18 protein-coding genes are annotated in these 15,870 nt (G+C 60.9%); 11 read left to right on the top strand and 7 right to left on the bottom strand.

All coding sequences use genetic code 11. The annotated features are described in order from the left end of the window. Positions 1 to 145 precede the first annotated feature (145 nt). Both ACTJJ6_RS01075 and ACTJJ6_RS01070 read left to right on the top strand, forming a co-directional pair. The gene (locus ACTJJ6_RS01075; protein WP_440801765.1) at positions 146 to 1,585 is read left to right on the top strand and encodes a DUF2867 domain-containing protein; all 1,440 of its coding nucleotides are present in this window, start codon (positions 146 to 148) and stop codon (positions 1,583 to 1,585) included. 158 nt (positions 1,586 to 1,743) lie between these two features. Next, positions 1,744 to 2,754, top strand: coding sequence for an NAD-dependent epimerase/dehydratase family protein (locus tag ACTJJ6_RS01070; protein WP_049299051.1), 1,011 nt, complete (start codon positions 1,744 to 1,746; stop codon positions 2,752 to 2,754). On the opposite strand, the gene ACTJJ6_RS01065 is transcribed toward ACTJJ6_RS01070, so the two are convergent. Next, the gene (locus tag ACTJJ6_RS01065; protein ID WP_440801762.1) at positions 2,755 to 3,591 is read right to left on the bottom strand and encodes an N-acetylmuramoyl-L-alanine amidase; all 837 of its coding nucleotides are present in this window, start codon (positions 3,589 to 3,591) and stop codon (positions 2,755 to 2,757) included. It abuts the gene before it with no gap. 187 nt (positions 3,592 to 3,778) lie between these two features. Between ACTJJ6_RS01065 and ACTJJ6_RS01060 the strand changes: the two genes are divergently transcribed. Next, a complete protein-coding gene (locus tag ACTJJ6_RS01060) occupies positions 3,779 to 5,260 on the top strand; it encodes a DUF3300 domain-containing protein (RefSeq protein ID WP_440801759.1) in 1,482 nt (493 codons plus the stop codon). Positions 5,261 to 5,309: 49 nt separating this feature from the next. Here ACTJJ6_RS01060 and ACTJJ6_RS01055 read toward each other — a convergent pair whose 3' ends face one another. Continuing rightward, on the bottom strand, positions 5,310 to 5,633 hold the full coding sequence (locus ACTJJ6_RS01055; RefSeq protein ID WP_004928400.1) for a heavy metal-binding domain-containing protein: 324 nt from the start codon (positions 5,631 to 5,633) through the stop codon (positions 5,310 to 5,312). A 159-nt stretch (positions 5,634 to 5,792) separates the two neighbouring features. On the opposite strand from ACTJJ6_RS01055, the gene ACTJJ6_RS01050 reads away from it, so the two are divergent. From ACTJJ6_RS01050 to ACTJJ6_RS01015, 8 genes are all read left to right on the top strand, one after another. Continuing rightward, positions 5,793 to 6,335: a lipoprotein gene (locus ACTJJ6_RS01050; protein ID WP_028127978.1), complete on the top strand. Its 543-nt coding sequence runs from the start codon at positions 5,793 to 5,795 to the stop codon at positions 6,333 to 6,335. A gap of 263 nt (positions 6,336 to 6,598) precedes the next feature. Next, on the top strand, positions 6,599 to 7,327 hold the full coding sequence (gene artP, locus ACTJJ6_RS01045; protein WP_016928352.1) for an arginine ABC transporter ATP-binding protein ArtP: 729 nt from the start codon (positions 6,599 to 6,601) through the stop codon (positions 7,325 to 7,327). Positions 7,328 to 7,359: 32 nt separating this feature from the next. Next, complete coding sequence (artJ, locus tag ACTJJ6_RS01040) at positions 7,360 to 8,091, top strand: arginine ABC transporter substrate-binding protein (RefSeq protein ID WP_004928409.1); 732 nt, start codon at positions 7,360 to 7,362, stop codon at positions 8,089 to 8,091. Between the two features lie 9 nt (positions 8,092 to 8,100). Further along, on the top strand, positions 8,101 to 8,817 hold the full coding sequence (gene artQ / locus ACTJJ6_RS01035; RefSeq protein ID WP_028127976.1) for an arginine ABC transporter permease ArtQ: 717 nt from the start codon (positions 8,101 to 8,103) through the stop codon (positions 8,815 to 8,817). Continuing rightward, entirely contained in the window at positions 8,817 to 9,485 is a 669-nt protein-coding gene (artM, locus tag ACTJJ6_RS01030) for an arginine ABC transporter permease ArtM (RefSeq protein WP_033637817.1), read from the top strand. Before artQ ends, artM begins: the two co-directional genes overlap by 1 nt. 198 nt (positions 9,486 to 9,683) lie before the next feature. After that, positions 9,684 to 10,418 carry an arginine ABC transporter substrate-binding protein gene (gene artJ, locus ACTJJ6_RS01025; protein ID WP_015377297.1) on the top strand — a complete coding sequence of 245 codons (735 nt, stop codon included), beginning with the start codon at positions 9,684 to 9,686 and terminating at the stop codon, positions 10,416 to 10,418. A gap of 101 nt (positions 10,419 to 10,519) precedes the next feature. Then, on the top strand, positions 10,520 to 10,771 hold the full coding sequence (locus tag ACTJJ6_RS01020) for a type II toxin-antitoxin system Phd/YefM family antitoxin (protein ID WP_004928423.1): 252 nt from the start codon (positions 10,520 to 10,522) through the stop codon (positions 10,769 to 10,771). After that, complete coding sequence (locus ACTJJ6_RS01015) at positions 10,761 to 11,045, top strand: type II toxin-antitoxin system RelE family toxin (protein WP_015377296.1); 285 nt, start codon at positions 10,761 to 10,763, stop codon at positions 11,043 to 11,045. The genes ACTJJ6_RS01020 and ACTJJ6_RS01015 overlap by 11 nt, the downstream gene beginning before the upstream one ends. Here ACTJJ6_RS01015 and rlmC read toward each other — a convergent pair. The 5 genes from rlmC to potG form a co-directional block, all read right to left on the bottom strand. Continuing rightward, positions 11,042 to 12,169, bottom strand: coding sequence for a 23S rRNA (uracil(747)-C(5))-methyltransferase RlmC (gene rlmC, locus ACTJJ6_RS01010; protein WP_151254362.1), 1,128 nt, complete (start codon positions 12,167 to 12,169; stop codon positions 11,042 to 11,044). The two genes, ACTJJ6_RS01015 and rlmC, sit on opposite strands and share 4 nt — an antisense overlap. 69 nt (positions 12,170 to 12,238) lie before the next feature. Beyond that, the gene (locus ACTJJ6_RS01005; protein WP_028127974.1) at positions 12,239 to 12,718 is read right to left on the bottom strand and encodes a YbjO family protein; all 480 of its coding nucleotides are present in this window, start codon (positions 12,716 to 12,718) and stop codon (positions 12,239 to 12,241) included. Positions 12,719 to 12,822: 104 nt separating this feature from the next. Then, positions 12,823 to 13,668 (bottom strand): putrescine ABC transporter permease PotI, encoded by an 846-nt coding sequence (potI, locus tag ACTJJ6_RS01000; protein ID WP_016928360.1) that lies wholly within the window; start codon positions 13,666 to 13,668, stop codon positions 12,823 to 12,825. Beyond that, on the bottom strand, positions 13,665 to 14,627 hold the full coding sequence (gene potH, locus ACTJJ6_RS00995; protein ID WP_016928361.1) for a putrescine ABC transporter permease PotH: 963 nt from the start codon (positions 14,625 to 14,627) through the stop codon (positions 13,665 to 13,667). Before potH ends, potI begins: the two co-directional genes overlap by 4 nt. Before the next feature lie 24 nt (positions 14,628 to 14,651). Continuing rightward, complete coding sequence (gene potG, locus ACTJJ6_RS00990; RefSeq protein WP_004938650.1) at positions 14,652 to 15,785, bottom strand: putrescine ABC transporter ATP-binding subunit PotG; 1,134 nt, start codon at positions 15,783 to 15,785, stop codon at positions 14,652 to 14,654. Between the last annotated feature and the right edge of the window lie 85 nt (positions 15,786 to 15,870).

Genomic DNA, 15,870 nt, shown 5'->3' with positions numbered 1-15,870 from the left:
TCGGTTTTTCGTGCGATAAGGGGCGCGTAGTGTGAACCTGCGCCGCGGCGGATGCAACCGGCTTATACCCATACAAAAAGTGCATTTAAACCCTGAATTTGGCATCCTGTCGTTCTGCGATTCTTTCACCGCACAAGGCGGCCCGATGACACCCCAACGCGTACTGGTTCTTGGAGCCAGCGGCTATATAGGCCAGAACCTGATCCCGCACCTGATCGAACAGGGGCACCAGATTACCGCCGCCGCGCGGCGCATCGAGTGGCTGCAGGAGCAGAACTGGCCGCAGGTCAACTGCCTGTATGTCGATCTGTACCGCCCGGACACCCTGAGCGCGGCGCTGTGGGAGATAGATACGCTGTACTATCTGGTGCACGCGATGGGCGACGGCGACGACTTTATCGAGAAGGAGCGCCAGGCGGCGGAAAATCTGCGCGACGCGCTGCGCAATGCCGGCGTCAAGCAGGTGATCTTTCTCGGCGCGCTGCAGCCGAACGACGACAGTTCGCCGCACCTGGAGGCCCGCCGCCTGACCGGCGAGATCTTGCGCCAGAGCGGCGTGCCGGTGACCGAGCTGCGCGCCGGCATCATCGTCGGCCCCGGCTCGGCGGCGTTCGAAGTGATGCGCGACATGGTCTATAACCTGCCGGTGCTGACGCCGCCGCGCTGGGTGCGCTCGAAGTCGTCGCCGGTGGCGCTGGAGAACCTGCTGGTTTACCTGGCCGATCTGCTGGCGCACCCGGCGGAGGAACACCGCATCTTCGACGTCGCCGGGCCGGAATACCTCAGCTATCAGGACATGTTCCAACGCTTTATCGCCATCAGCGGCAAACGGCGCTGGCTGATCCCGATCCCCTTGCCGACGCGGCTGATTTCGGTGTGGTTCATCAGCCTGATCACCTCGGTGCCAACGCCGATCGCCCGCGCGCTGATCCAGGGGCTGAAGCACGATCTGCCCGCCGACGGCCGGCCGCTGCAAGCCTTGATCCCGCAGCGCCTGCACACTTTTGATCAGGCGGTCACCGCCACGCTGCAGCGCGAACTGGAAGTGGTCGACTCCGCCGACTGGGGCTACGATCCGGCGGCGCGGGCTCGCTGGCGCCCTGGCTACGGCTACTACCCCAAACAGGCCGGTTGCGCGCTGGACACCGCCGCCTCCAGCCAGGCCCTGTGGCAAACGGTGCAGCAGCTGGGGGGCGAGGAAGGCTATTTCTACGCCAATATCCTGTGGCGGATCCGCGCCCGCATGGACGACATGATCGGCAACGGCGTGGTCTATGGCCGCCCGGCGCGCGCGGCCCTGGCGCTGGGCGACGAGATCGACGGCTGGAAAGTCATCACGCTGAAGCCGCTGCGGCAGCTGGCGCTGCTGTTCGGCATGAAGGCGCCCGGCCTGGGGCGGCTGAGCTTCACCATCACCGATCGCGGCGATCGCCGCACGCTGGACGTGCGCGCCTGGTGGCATCCGGCCGGCTTCAGCGGGCTGCTGTATTGGTTCGCCATGATGCCCGCGCATCTGTTCATTTTCCGCGGCATGGCGAAGCGCATCGCCGAGCTTGCCGAGAACCTGGACCGCCAACAGCGCTGAACGCCGTTCATTTGTCGATCAACCGCACAGTTTGCCGCTGTGCTTCGGGGCTTTCCGATTGCATAGCGCACGAAATCACGGAAGAATGGCATCTTATTTGCTGGGAGCGCCGCAAGCGCCCGCCGGTATTCCGATTTTGGGTGAGAATAGAGTCCGTTATGAAGGTATTGGTCACCGGTGCCACCAGTGGGTTAGGCCGTAACGCCGTTGAATATCTGCGCCGTCAGGGCATCAAAGTGCGCGCCACCGGCCGCAACCAGGCGATGGGCGGCCTGCTGGAAAAAATGGGCGCGGATTTCATTCATGCCGATCTCACCAACCTGATCTCTTCGCAGGCCAAGGCGATGCTGGCGGACGTCGACGTGCTGTGGCACTGTTCCAGCTTTACCTCGCCCTGGGGCACCGAAGAAGCCTTCGAACTGGCCAACGTCCGCGCCACCCGCCGCCTCGGCGAATGGGCGGCGGCCTATGGCGTGGCGCAGTTCATTCACATCTCTTCCCCGGCGATCTATTTCGATTACCACCATCACCGCAACGTAACCGAAGACTTCCGCCCGCAGCGCTACGCCAATGAGTTCGCGCGCAGCAAGGCCGCCGGCGAGCAGGTGATCCAGCAGTTGGCGCTGTCCAATCCGCAGACCCATTTCACCATTCTGCGCCCGCAGGGATTGTTCGGGCCGCACGACAAGGTGATGCTGCCGCGGCTGCTGCAAATGATCAAACGCTACGGCAACCTGCTGCTGCCGCGCGGCGGCGCGGCGATGGTGGACATGACTTACCTGGAGAACGCGGTGCACGCCATGTGGCTGGCGACGCTAAAAGAAGACACGCCGTCCGGCCGCGCCTACAACATCACCAACCAGCAGCCGCGTCCGCTTCGCACCGTGGTGCAGCAGCTGATCGACGATTTGGGCATGAAGTGTCGCATCCGCTCCGTCCCCTACCCGATGCTCGACATGATGGCGCGCGGCATGGAGCGCCTGGGCAGCAAAAGCGAAAAGGAGCCGGTGTTGACCCACTACGGCGTCGCCAAACTCAACTTCGACCTCACGCTCGATACCACTCGCGCGCAGCAAGAGCTGGGCTATCAGCCGATCGTCTCGCTGGAAGAAGGCATCGCGCGCACCGCCCGCTGGCTGAAAGATCACGGCAAACTGCACGGCCTGTAATCAACGCCACGCGCCGTACTTCACCAGCAGCGCATCGATAATCGCCTCACTCTCTGCATCCGGCTCGCCGCGAACATCGTCGGGCCGGAAATGCATCTGAAACGCCGCCAGCACATTGCGCTGCTGCCGCGCATCCCACGACGAATCAACCGCGTAGCCGTAACGCGCCAGTTTATTGAGCAGCGATGCCATCGGCACCGGCGCCTGTCTGTCTCGCCCCGCCAGCAGTCGCTGCACGTCTGCCTCGTCCGGCCAGGCGCCAATGCCGGCCTGCGCCAGTTGCCGCCAGGGGAACAGCGGGCCGGGATCCTGTTTGCGCTGCGGTGCGATGTCGCTGTGCCCCACCACGTCCTGCGGCTGGATGCCATAGCGTTGGATGATGTCACGGCTCAGCGGGATCAGCACGGCGATCTGCTCCGCCGTATAAGGCTGCCAATGGGTGAACAGCATGCTGCGGGTGAACCCCTTGTTGACGATTTCGATGCCGATCGAGGTGTCGTTGAGGTTGCTGCGGCCGCGCCAGGCGCTGGCGCCGGCATGCCAGGCGCGCATCGCTTCCGGCACCAGCCGGTACACCGTCGGTTTGCCGTGTTCGCGCTGCGGATGCGCCGGCAACAGGTAGTGCGCGCTGACGTGTTCATCGGTCAGCGTTTTCAGAGATGAATGGAAGTCTTCCGCCGTATAGTGCATCACCAAAAAGCGAATGCGCCGATCGGCGCCCTGCGCCTGGTGCAGCGTCTCGAGCTGGTAAGCGCCGCGATCGACGAGCGTGTCCTGTTGCGGATTTTGGCACCCCGCCAACAGCGCGGCGGCGATGATCCCTGGCCAAATTTTCACTTATCCTCCTGATTGGCGTCCGTGAGAGATGTAACGCGACGCGATTGACCTGTATCCAATCATCACGTTCGTCGAGAAATAATGACAGACAACGCCGATGTGCAAGCGAGTGTTGCTCCCGACTGGCGGCCTTTCCCGCCCATGATAGTCTCAAAGTATCATCTGCGCTGAAAGAGCGGAGTCGAACATGTTCACGCCACGCTATCTGTCCTGGTTGCTCTGTGCCGCCATGCTGCCGCTCAGCGGCTGCGATCGGCAAAAAGTCGCCGATGCGATGGGCGGGAGCGCGCCGCCCTCGGCTGCATCCGCCGCCAATGTGAGCGCGCCGGCCTATACGCCGCTGACCGCCGACCAGCTGTACCAGTTGGTCAGCCCGGTGGCGCTGTTCCCCGACAAGCTGCTGGCGCAGGTGTTGGCCGGCGCGGGTTATCCTGACCAAATCAGCGCCGCGGATGCCTGGCTGGCGCAAAACCGCGGGTTGCAACCAGCGGCGCTCAGCTCAGCGGCCGACGCTCAGCCTTGGGATCCCAGCGTGCGCGGCCTGGTGCAATTCCCCGACGTGCTCGATCAAATGGCGAAAAACATCCCCTGGACCACCGCCCTGGGCAGCGCCTACCTGAACGATCCCACCGACGTGATGAACGCCATTCAGGTGATGCGTCAACGGGCGGCCAGCCAAGGCACGCTGAAAAACACCCCGCAGCAGCGCATCGTCGTGGCCCCCACCCCCCGTTACGTTGAGCAGCAGCCCTATCGCCAGCGCGTGGTGGCGGCGCCGGGCGAAACCATCGTCATCGAACCCAGCCAGCCGGATACGGTTTACGTCCCGCATTACGATCCCTGGGTGGCCTACGGCACGCCGATCCCAGCTTATCCGAGCTATCGGTATCAACCTTCGGGCTACAGCGGCGGCGACATGTTGGCGGCCGGCGTGATCAGCTTCGGTGTCGGCATTGCGGTCGCCTCATTGTTCAATCAGCACAACAGCGGTTGGCACAGCTGGGATATGCGCTGGGACGATCGACGCCAACCGGTGGTCTACCGCGATGCGCCCTACGTATCGCATTCCACCACCGTGGTGAATCGCGTCACGAACATCAACCAATATAACAACGTGAACAATGTGAATCGCAGCATCCATACAGTGAATAACTACAACAATACGACCGCCGCACCGACGCCGCATTTCAACCCGCCGACGCCTAACGCGCAGCCGCGTGTCGCGCCTGCGGCCCATGCGCCGATGACCCTGCCGACCTTTGCGCACACCCAGCCGGTAGCGGCCGCGCCGCACGTGCAACAGTCGGTCAACGCGCCCCATGTGCAACAACCGAGGAGCATTCCGGCGTTCACGCATACCGCGCCGGCGGCGCCCCACGCGCAGGAGCCGATGGCCGTGCATGCTGCGCCGCTGCATCCATCCGCCGTGCACCCCCAGGTTCAGATAGTGCCGCACGTCGTTCAGCCGGGGGCGCGCGAACCGGCCGCAACGCTGCATCCGGCGTTAGTGCGCCCGGCACCGGTGCCGCAAGCGCGCATCATGCCGCATCCTGCCCCGGCGCCGCAGATCCACCAGCCGTCCGTTCAGCCAATGCCGCATCGCCAAGCGTCGGCGCCGGTGAAACCGCAGGAACACCGCCCGATCGCCGAGCAGCACAAGGTGGGATGAACCTACAGGATGTCGCCCCGGCGAAACGGCCGGGGCGCGGGGAATGGCGTTAGCGGCTGACTTTCACCGCGGTGCCGCTGACGGTCACCATCAGCATGCTGCCGTCTTTGCCAACGGTTTCATAATCGATATCAATGCCGACCACCGCGTTGGCGCCCAGCTCTTTCGCCTGGTCTTCCAGCTCTTCGAATGCGATCAGGCGCGCCTTGCGCAGCTCTTTCTCATAAGCGCCCGAGCGGCCGCCGACGATATCGCGCACGCCGGCGAAGAAATCACGAAAAATGTTGGCGCCGAGGATCGCTTCGCCGGTGACGACGCCGCAGTATTCGGTGATGGTAAACCCTTCCAGGGTCGGGGTAGTTGAAAGCTGCATCAGAACTCCTTGTTTGATTAATTCAACGTATCTATGACCAGAAGATTGGCATTATGTTCGCTTAATCAATGGCACGCAGTACGAATGCAAGGCCAAAAAACGCATTTATACTGTAAGCTATCGGTCTTCATGGTAGAGACTTTCACATAAGGTAATAAGATGAAAACAAAAACGATTGCGGCTGTTTTACCCTTAGCGCTGTTGCTGAGTGCCTGTACCACGGTGGAACCGGCATACAAGGATATCGGCACCCGCAGCGGCAGCTGTGTGGAAGGCGGCCCGGATACGGTCGCGCAAAAGTTCTATGACCTGCGCATCCAGCAGGGCGCCGGCCTGCCGGACAGCAACCGCCTGGCGCAGCTGCAGCCCTATCTGAGCAAAGTGCTGTATCAGGATCTGGTCAGCGCCGCTCAAAACCCGGGCAAGCACCGGATAACCGGCGATCTGTTCTCCGGCAATGCGCAAGGGCCAAGCAACGCCTCCGTCGCCAGCGCCTCGACCATTCCTAACACCGATGCGAAGAACATCCCGCTGCGCGTTGATCTGAGCTACCAGAAAGACGCCAACAGCACCGTGAACTGGCAAGACGAAGTGCTGATGGTGCGCGAAGGCACCTGCTGGGTGGTTGATGATATTCGCTACCTGAATGTTCCAGCGCACGCCACCAACGGCAGCGTGCGCCAGGTGCTGGAAAACCAGTAACCCGCCTTCCCCGGCCGACGCGGGCTTGCCGCGTCGGTCATCCCCGCCGTCCGCCAGTCGCTCAAATTTCGTCCAATAGAAAAAATTTCGCTACCGATATCACAGCCTGCGCCACAAATCCCCTCCCTCGGCTTGAGTCGCGGTATCTTGTGCTAATCTTTTACTGTCCCGCCGCACACTCATAAATTTTAACGCACAAAGATTGCATAAGTATTCTGCGGAAGTTAACATTTGCGGCATCAATGTCTATTCAATTCTGGCGCATGAGTATTCAACTTAACGGTATCAATTGCTATTACGGCGCTCACCAGGCGCTGTTTGACATCACGCTGGATTGTCCAGCCGGGGAAACCCTGGTGCTGCTTGGCCCAAGCGGCGCCGGGAAAAGCTCATTGCTGCGGGTGCTGAACCTGCTGGAAATGCCGCGTTCGGGCCAACTGCAGATCGCCGGCAACCAATTCGACTTCAAACAGGCGCCGGGCGAGAAAGCCATTCGCGAACTGCGTCAAAACGTCGGCATGGTCTTCCAGCAATACAACCTGTGGCCTCACCTCACCGTGGTTCAGAACCTGATCGAGGCGCCTTGCCGCGTGCTGGGTCTGACCAAGGCTCAGGCGATGGAGCGCGCCGACAAGCTGCTCAAGCGTCTGCGCCTGACCGACTTCGCCGATCGCTTCCCGCTGCACCTTTCCGGCGGCCAGCAGCAGCGCGTGGCGATCGCCCGCGCCCTGATGATGGAACCCCAGGTGCTGCTGTTCGATGAACCGACCGCGGCGCTGGATCCGGAAATCACCGCTCAGATCGTCAGCATCATTCGCGAACTGGCCGGCACCGGCATCACGCAGGTGATCGTCACCCACGAAGTGGAAGTGGCGCGCAAGACCGCCAGCCGCGTGGTGTACATGGAAAACGGCCACGTGGTGGAGCAAGGCGACAGCAGCCACTTTGCGCAGCCACGGACCACCGAGTTTGCCAACTACTTATCACACTAACAATTAACTTGCTGTAATTTGGGGATTTTGCGATGAAAAAACTAATAATCGCCGCCGTTCTGGCCGGCATCAGCGTTTCCGCCTCCGCAGCCGAAACCATCCGTTTCGCTACCGAAGCCTCCTATCCTCCATTTGAATTTATTGACGCCGGCAACAAAATTCAGGGTTTTGATGTCGATCTGGCCAACGCGCTGTGCAAAGAGATGCAGGCCGAGTGCACCTTCACCAACCAGGCGTTCGACAGCCTGATCCCGAGCCTGAAGTTCAAGCGTTTCGATGCGGTGATGGCCGGCATGGACATTACGCCGGAGCGTGAGAAGCAGGTGCTGTTCACCAAGCCTTACTACGATAACTCGGCGCTGTTCATCGCGCAGAAAGGAAAAATCGCCGACGTGGCGGCGCTGAAAGGCAAGAAAGTAGGCGTGCAAAACGGCACCACCCACCAAAAATACCTGACCGACAAGCACCCGGAAATCACCACCGTGCCTTACGACAGCTACCAGAACGCCATTTTGGATCTGAAGAACGGCCGCGTTGATGCGGTGTTCGGCGATACCGCGGTGGTCAACGAGTGGCTGAAGCAGAATGACGCGCTGGCGGCAGTGGGCGCCAAAGTGACCGACAAAGACTACTTCGGCACCGGCCTCGGCATCGCGGTGCGCCAGAAGAATACCGATCTGCAGGGCAAGTTCAACGCCGCTCTGGACAAGATCAAGCAGGATGGTACCTATGAAACCATCTACAAAAAATGGTTCCAGCAGTAATACACCCAAATGAATGAATTACAACCTTTAGCAAGCGCCGCCGGCATGACCGTCGGCCTTGCCGTTTGCGCCCTGATCCTCGGGCTGATTCTGGCGATGCTGTTCGCCGTATGGGAATCGTCCCGCTGGAAAGCGGTCAGCTGGCTCGGCACCGCTTGGGTGACCGTGTTGCGCGGCCTGCCGGAAATCCTGGTGGTGCTGTTTATCTATTTCGGCTCGTCGCAGCTGCTGCTGATGCTCTCCGACGGCTTTACCCTCAACCTCGGTCTGTTCCAGCTGCCGATTCAGCTGGCGATCGACAATTTCGAAGTCAGCCCGTTCCTGTGCGGGGTGATCGCCCTGGCCTTGCTCTATTCCGCCTACGCCTCGCAGACGCTGCGCGGCGCGCTCAAAGCGGTGCCGCAGGGGCAGTGGGAATCCGGTCAAGCGCTTGGACTGAGTAAGGCGGCGATCTTCTTTCGCCTGATCATGCCGCAGATGTGGCGCCACGCCCTGCCCGGCCTCGGCAATCAGTGGCTGGTGTTGTTGAAAGACACCGCGCTGGTGTCGCTGATCAGCGTGAACGATCTGATGTTGCAAACCAAGAGCATCGCCACCCGCACCCAGGAGCCTTTTACCTGGTATGTGATCGCGGCGGCCATCTACCTGCTGGTGACGCTGTTCAGCCAATACGTCATCAAACGCATTGAGCTGCGCGCCACGCGCTTTGAGCGGGGGCCGGTCTGATGATTGAGTATTTGCCGGAAATCCTCAAAGGGCTGCATACCAGCCTGACGCTGACCGTCGCCGCGCTGATCGTCGCGCTGGTGCTGTCGCTGCTGCTGACGGTGATCCTAACGCTGAAAACGCCAATCCTGACGCCGCTGGTCAAGATCTACGTGACGCTGTTCACCGGCACGCCGCTGCTGGTGCAGATCTTCCTGATCTACTACGGCCCCGGTCAGTTTCCGGCGATCCGCGACTATCCGTGGCTGTGGAACCTGCTGTCGCAGCCCTGGCTGTGCGCGATGATAGCGCTGGCGCTGAACAGCGCGGCCTACACCACGCAGCTGTTCTACGGCGCGGTGCGCGCCATTCCCGCCGGGCAATGGCAGTCGTGCGAAGCGCTGGGTATGTCGCGCCGGCAGACCTTGCGCATTCTGTTGCCGTTCGCCTTCAAACGCGCGCTGTCGTCTTACTCCAACGAAGTGGTGCTGGTGTTCAAAAGCACCTCGCTGGCTTACACCATCACGCTGATGGAAGTGATGGGCTACAGTCAGCTGATGTACGGCCGCACCTACGACGTGATGGTGTTCGGCGCCGCCGGCCTGGTGTACCTGTGCGTCAACGGCCTGCTGACGCTGCTGATGCGCCTGGTGGAACGCCGCGCGCTGGCGTTTGAGCGCCGTAACTGAGGCCACCTCCCCCCTAAGCCCCGCCACTGAGCGGGGCTTTTTTTATCCCCATAGCAATATTTAATCATTTATATTGCATTTTAATTCACTCAATGGCAGGGTTATCAGCAGACGCACACGTAAAAACCTCTGGCGATTACCAGTAAAAACAAACGATAGCGAATAATCACTTTCAGGATCCAGACAGGAGCTCTACGCATGAAAAAACTGCTGCTTGCCGCGACGATGTTGGCCGGGATGACCTTTAACGCCACCGCGGCCGAAACCATCCGCTTCGCCGCCTCCGCCACCTACCCGCCGTTCGAATCGCTGGACGCCAACAACCAGATCGTCGGTTTCGATATCGATCTGGCCAACGCGTTGTGCAAACAGATGCAGGCGCAGTGCACCTTCACCAACCAGGCATTCGACAGCCTGATCGCCGCGCTGAAATTCAAGAAATACGATGCGGTGATTTCCGGGATGGATATCACGCCGGAGCGCAGCAAACAGGTCGCCTTCACCCAACCTTACTACGCCAACTCGGCGATCGTGATCGCGCAAAAAGGCAAGTTCAGCTCGCTGGCGGATCTGAAAGGCAAAAAGCTCGGCATGGAAAACGGCACCACCCACCAGAAATACATGCAGGACAAGCACCCGGAGATTAACACCGTTTCTTACGACAGCTACCAGAACGCCATTCTGGAGCTGAAAAACGGCCGTATCGACGGCGTGTTCGGCGACACCGCCGTGGTGAACGAGTGGCTGAAAACCAACCCGCAGCTGGCGCCGGTCGGCGAGCACATCACCGATGCGCAATACTTCGGCACCGGTCTCGGCATCGCGGTGCGCCCGGATAACCAGGCGCTGCTGGCCAAGCTGAACGCCGCGCTGGACGCCATCAAGGCCGACGGCACCTACAAAGCCATCAACGACAAGTGGTTCCCGCAGTAAGTCCGCGTGTGGAGTCGCCCTCCTTCGGCGGCTCCATCTAATTGCCACCCCATCCGGTTAGTGCTAAATTTGATACTGAATTTAGCATCAAGGATAACATCATGACGGTTCAACCCATTCTTGCCGACTCGGCAGTCAGCATCAGCGATTTTAAGAAATCGCCCAACGCCGCCCTTAAAGAGGCACAAGGGCAACCGGTCGCCGTCCTGACCAACGGTAAGATTTCGGGATATTACGTCTCTCCGGAAACCTGGGAGGCGATCGCGGAGTACCTGGAAGATATCGAACTCGCTGAAATCGTTCGTTCACGGATGAACGGCAAACGCATTAAGGTCAATTTGGATGACTTATAAGCTTGAATTCGAAGAACATGCGCTGAAGGAATTTAAAAAACTGTCCCCGGTGATCCGGGAACAGTTCAAAAAAAAGCTGGCATCGGTGCTGGTTAATCCCCACATCCCCGCCAACAAACTCGCCGGTTTGCCTGATTGCTACAAAATCAAACTCAGAGCCTCAGGCTTTCGTTTGGTATATCGCGTCATGGAAACGGAGATCGTGGTTCTGGTCCTGTCTGTGGGCAAACGCGAACGTTCAGCGGCTTACACGGCTGCCAAAAAGCGCCTTTAACGCCGCACCAACAGCGTCAACACTTCGTAGTGCGCGGTATGCGGGAACATGTCGAACAGCTGCACCCGTTCGATGCGGTACCCCGGCAACATCTCGATATCTTTCGCCATACTCTCGGCGTTGCAGCTGGAATACAGAATGTAATCCGGCGCCATCCGGCTCAAATAATCGCACAGCGCCTGGCCGATACCGCGGCGCGGCGGATTGACCAGCACCAGCTGCGGCACCTGGCCTTCGGCGGTGGCGAAGCGGGTGGAGTCGAGCGCCTGAAAATCGACCTGCAACAATCCTAACCGCTGCGCCGACTGGCGCGCGCAGGCGATCGCTTCCGCGCTGATTTCGATGCCGGTCAACCGCGTTTGCGGCTGCGCGCAGTGCAGGCCGAAACCGCCGACGCCGCAGAACAGATCCCACATGCTGTCGATACCCAGCGCGCGCACCCAGTCGCGGGCGGTGGCATACAATTCGGCGGCCACCTGCGGGTTGGTCTGGAAGAAGCTTTGCGGGCGGATGAACAGCGGCACCTGATTGAACTGTTCCTCCAGCGCCTGCTGTTCGGTCAGCGCGATCTCGCGCTCCCCTTCCATGATCGCCATATGCACCGGCTGAATATTGGCGGAGATCACCTTGAGCTGCGGCAGCTGCTGCTGCAGCCACGGCAGCGCGGCGCGCAGCTGCGCCAGCTTGGTTTCCGAGCGCAGCACGAAGCGCAGCATCACGCCGCCGTCGAGCGTGCTTTCGGTCAGCAGCAGGTATTTCAGCTCGCCGCGTTTGCGCGCCACGTTATACGGCGTCAGGCCGGCGCGGGCGATGAAGCTTTTCAGCACCGCAAACATCGGCGCAAAGCCGGCGGGATACAGCGGGCAATCGCTCAGGTCGACCGGCGTGCCGTCGCGGTGCAGCATGCCGAGCAGCGGACGCTCCACGCTGCCGCTGACCACCATCTTGGCTTTATTGCGAAATGCGCTCAGTTCCCCCGCCGCCGGCTGCAGCCACTGTGCGACGTCGCGCCCGGCCAGCAGCGAGTGCAGGTGATGCTGTTTGTCGGCCAGTTGCTGCGGATAGGGCTTTTCCAGCCACTGACAGGAACGGCAGGTGCCCGCCGTATACAAAGCGCAATGCATGAAGATTACCGTGAAGTTCAGGATGACGAATTAAGGGCGCAGAGTTTACCACTCCGCGCGCCTAAAATCTCACTTGCGCGCGGTGAAGAAGCGGCGGCTGGCGGCAGGAACGAACAGCAACGCCAGGATCACCGCGTCGGGGATCTTTTGCAGGATCAGAACGTGCAGGATTTGGCCGCTGGTTTCCCCCTCCACGGTGAACACCTCGGGGAAGACGCTGCCGATGGTGGCCAACAGCAGGTAAAGCACCACGATGCACTGGCAGGCCACATAGCCCCAGCGCCCCCAATTGCGGCCGCGCATCACCGCAAAGCCGCAGCTGATTTGCAGGCACAGCAGCATCAGGCCGGCCAGAAAGATAAAGGTGGAATCCCACGCCTGCGCGCTGGTGTTGACGAACTCCTGCGCGCCGTCGACGCCCAGCTCGCCCAGCAGCAGCACCACGCTGATACACTTGATCGCCACCATGGCGGTGCCCGCCACCATCACCGGCACCGGCGCATCCGAAGTCGATCCCATTCCCTGCCCGCTTTTCAGCATGTCTGACATATCCGTGTTCCGCTACGACGCGCCACCTATACAGGTGGCGCATGTAAAGTCAGGTAGTTAGTTGCAATACTTATTGATTGCAAAAATAGCAGGTTTGTTACGATTCAGCTACGGGCCGCCCGCTGCAATTCACGCGATCGTTGTTTTTCCGAGCGCGCCATAAACCACCAGGCGATCAGGCCGAGGATGCCTACCACCAGCAGGATCAGACTGGCCAGCGCATTGATTTCCGGATTCACCCCCATGCGCACGCTGGAGAACACCAGCATCGGCAACGTGGTGGCGCCCGGGCCGGAGACGAAACTGGCGATCACCAGATCGTCCAGCGACAGGGTAAACGCCAGCATCCAGCCGGAGATCAGCGCCGGCGCAATCATCGGCAAGGTGATGACGAAGAACACCTTCAGCGGCGGCGCCCCCAGATCCATTGCCGCCTCTTCAATCGAGCGATCCACCTCGCGCAGACGCGAGCTGATGACCACCGCCACATAAGCGGTACAGAAGGTGACATGCGCCAGCCAGATGGTAAACATGCCGCGCTCTGACGGCCAGCCGAAGGCATGCCCCATCGCCACGAACAGCAGCAGCAGCGACAGGCCGGTGATCACGTCCGGCATCACCAGCGGCGCGGTCAGCATAAACGCGAAGCCGGTCGAACCGCGAAAGCGGCCGAATCGCACCATCACCACGGCGGCGATGGCCCCCAGTACCACCGCGGCGGTGGCGGAGGCGGCAGCGATGGTCAGGCTGAGCCCCACCGCGCTGATCATCGCCGAATCGTGGAACAATTCGGTATACCAGCGCGTGGACCAGCCGGCCCACACCGTCACCAGCTTGGAGCTGTTGAAGGAGTAGATCACCAGCATCAGCATCGGCGCATACAGGAAGGTAAAACCGATCGTCAGGATGGCGATGCGCCACGGTGAACGCACTACCGGCAAGTTGTTCATTCCTGCCCCCCTATTTCCTTGTTCTGGTGTTTGTGGAACCACAAAATTGGCACGATCAGCAACAGCAGCATGATGGTGGCGACCGCCGAGGCCACCGGCCAGTCGCGGTTATTGAAGAACTCCTGCCACAGCACGCGGCCGATCATGATGCTGTCCGGCCCACCGAGCAGTTCCGGGATCACGAACTCCCCCACCGCCGGAATGAATACCAGCATCGAACCGGCGATGATGCCGCCCCGCGTCAGCGGCACGATCACGCTGAAGAAGGTTTTCAGCGGCCGCGCCCCCAGATCCAGCGACGCCTCCACCAGCGAGTAATCCAGCCGGATCAGCGCCGTGTAAATCGGCAGCACCATAAACGGCAGATAGGAATAAACGATGCCGATATACACCGCCAGGTTGGTGTGCAGGATCACCAGCGGTTGGTCGATCACCCCTAGCCACATCAGAAAGTTATTCAGCGTGCCGTTGTTTTTCAGGATCCCCATCCAGGCGTAAACGCGGATCAGGAACGAAGTCCAGGAAGGCAGGATCACCAGCAACAGCAGAATGTTGCGGGTCGACGCCTTGCTGTGCGCCACCGCCCAGGCCAGCGGATAGCCGATGATCAGGCAGCACAGCGTCGAGACCGCCGCCACGCGCAGCGACTGCAGGTAGGCATCGATATACAACGGATCGTCGGTCAGCTGCAGATAGTTGGCGAAGTTGAGCGCAATGTTCAGCTTACCGTCCACCCAGCTCATCAGCTCGGTGTAAGGCGGCACCGCCAACGCCAGCTCAGCCAGGCTGATCTTGAACACGATCAGGAACGGCAGCATAAACAGCAGCGTCAGCCATAAATACGGCAATGCGATTACCAGCTTGCGGCCGTGAGCCATCAGCAGGCGATGGAACAAGGCCTTGAGGGTGGCCGGCGTTTTGGCCGGCGGTTCCGGCGTGCGTTCAGAAAGCAGGGACATACGGGTTACTCCTCACCAGCTCCACTACACCGTCAACACAACACAGCTGTCGGTTTCCCAACATAGACGCACTTCATCGCCCCAGGTGGGCATCCCCTTGCGGAAACGATGGCCGTTTTGCAGCTGGGCGCTGATGATCTGCCCGCTGTGCAGCTTCACGTGGTAGATGGACAGATCGCCTAGATAGGAAATGTGCGCCACTTCCCCCACCGCGAAGTTGCAGCCGTCTTCCGGCACTTGTTCGCACAGCAGGATCTTTTCCGGCCGCAGCGCGACCTGGATCGGCACGCCGTCCACCACCGAGGCGTCCGGATCCACCTTGATCGCATGGCGCAGCCCCGGGCTTTGCAGGATCAGCGCATCGTCGTGGCGCTCTTGCAGCACGCAGTCGAAGACGTTGACCGAACCGATAAATTCGGCGCTGAAGCGGCTATTCGGATGCTCGTAGATCTCTTCCGGCTCGCCGATCTGCACGAACTTGCCGCGGTTCATGATGGCGATGCGCCCCGCCATGGTCATCGCCTCCTCCTGATCGTGCGTCACCATCACGCAGGTCACGCCGACGCGCTCGAGAATGTCGGTCACTTCCAGCTGCATGCGATCGCGCAGCTTCTTGTCCAGCGCGCCCATCGGTTCATCCAGCAGCAACAGCTTCGGCCGCTTGGCCAGGCTGCGCGCCAGCGCCACCCGCTGCCGCTGGCCGCCGGAAAGCTGGTGCGGTTTGCGTTTGGCGTACTCCTGCATGTGCACCAGCGCCAGCATTTCCGCCACCCGTTCGGCGATCTCCGCCCGCGGCATTTTGTCCTGCTTCAGGCCGAACGCGATGTTTTGCTCCACGGTCATGTGCGGGAACAGCGCGTACGACTGAAACATCATGTTGATCGGCCGCTGGTACGGCGGCACATGCGACATATCCTGCCCGTCGAGCACGATCTGCCCTTCCGTCGGCTGTTCAAAGCCGGCCAGCATGCGCAGCAAGGTGGACTTGCCGCAGCCGGACGGGCCAAGCAGCGCAAAGATCTCGCCCTTGTAGATGGTGAGGCTGACGTCTTCGACCGCATTCTGCCCGTCGAAGGTTTTGGTGAGGTTACGGATTTCCAGCAGAGGGGTGAAGACCTTCTGCGACTTGGCTTGAGGACGAGGGATGGCGTCGTTCAATCGGGGTGCTCTCCGGCGTAAAGCGGCACAAAACCACGGCGAGCGCCGTGGCCCAAAACGGCAATGCAGGCGGGGAGCACCCGCC

It is taken from the genome of Serratia sp. 22278, from assembly GCF_052045405.1.
Classification (GTDB): Bacteria; Pseudomonadota; Gammaproteobacteria; order Enterobacterales; family Enterobacteriaceae; genus Serratia; species Serratia marcescens.
Note: the sequence above shows the minus strand (reverse complement) of the source record. Positions and strands in the feature narration are given on the sequence as shown.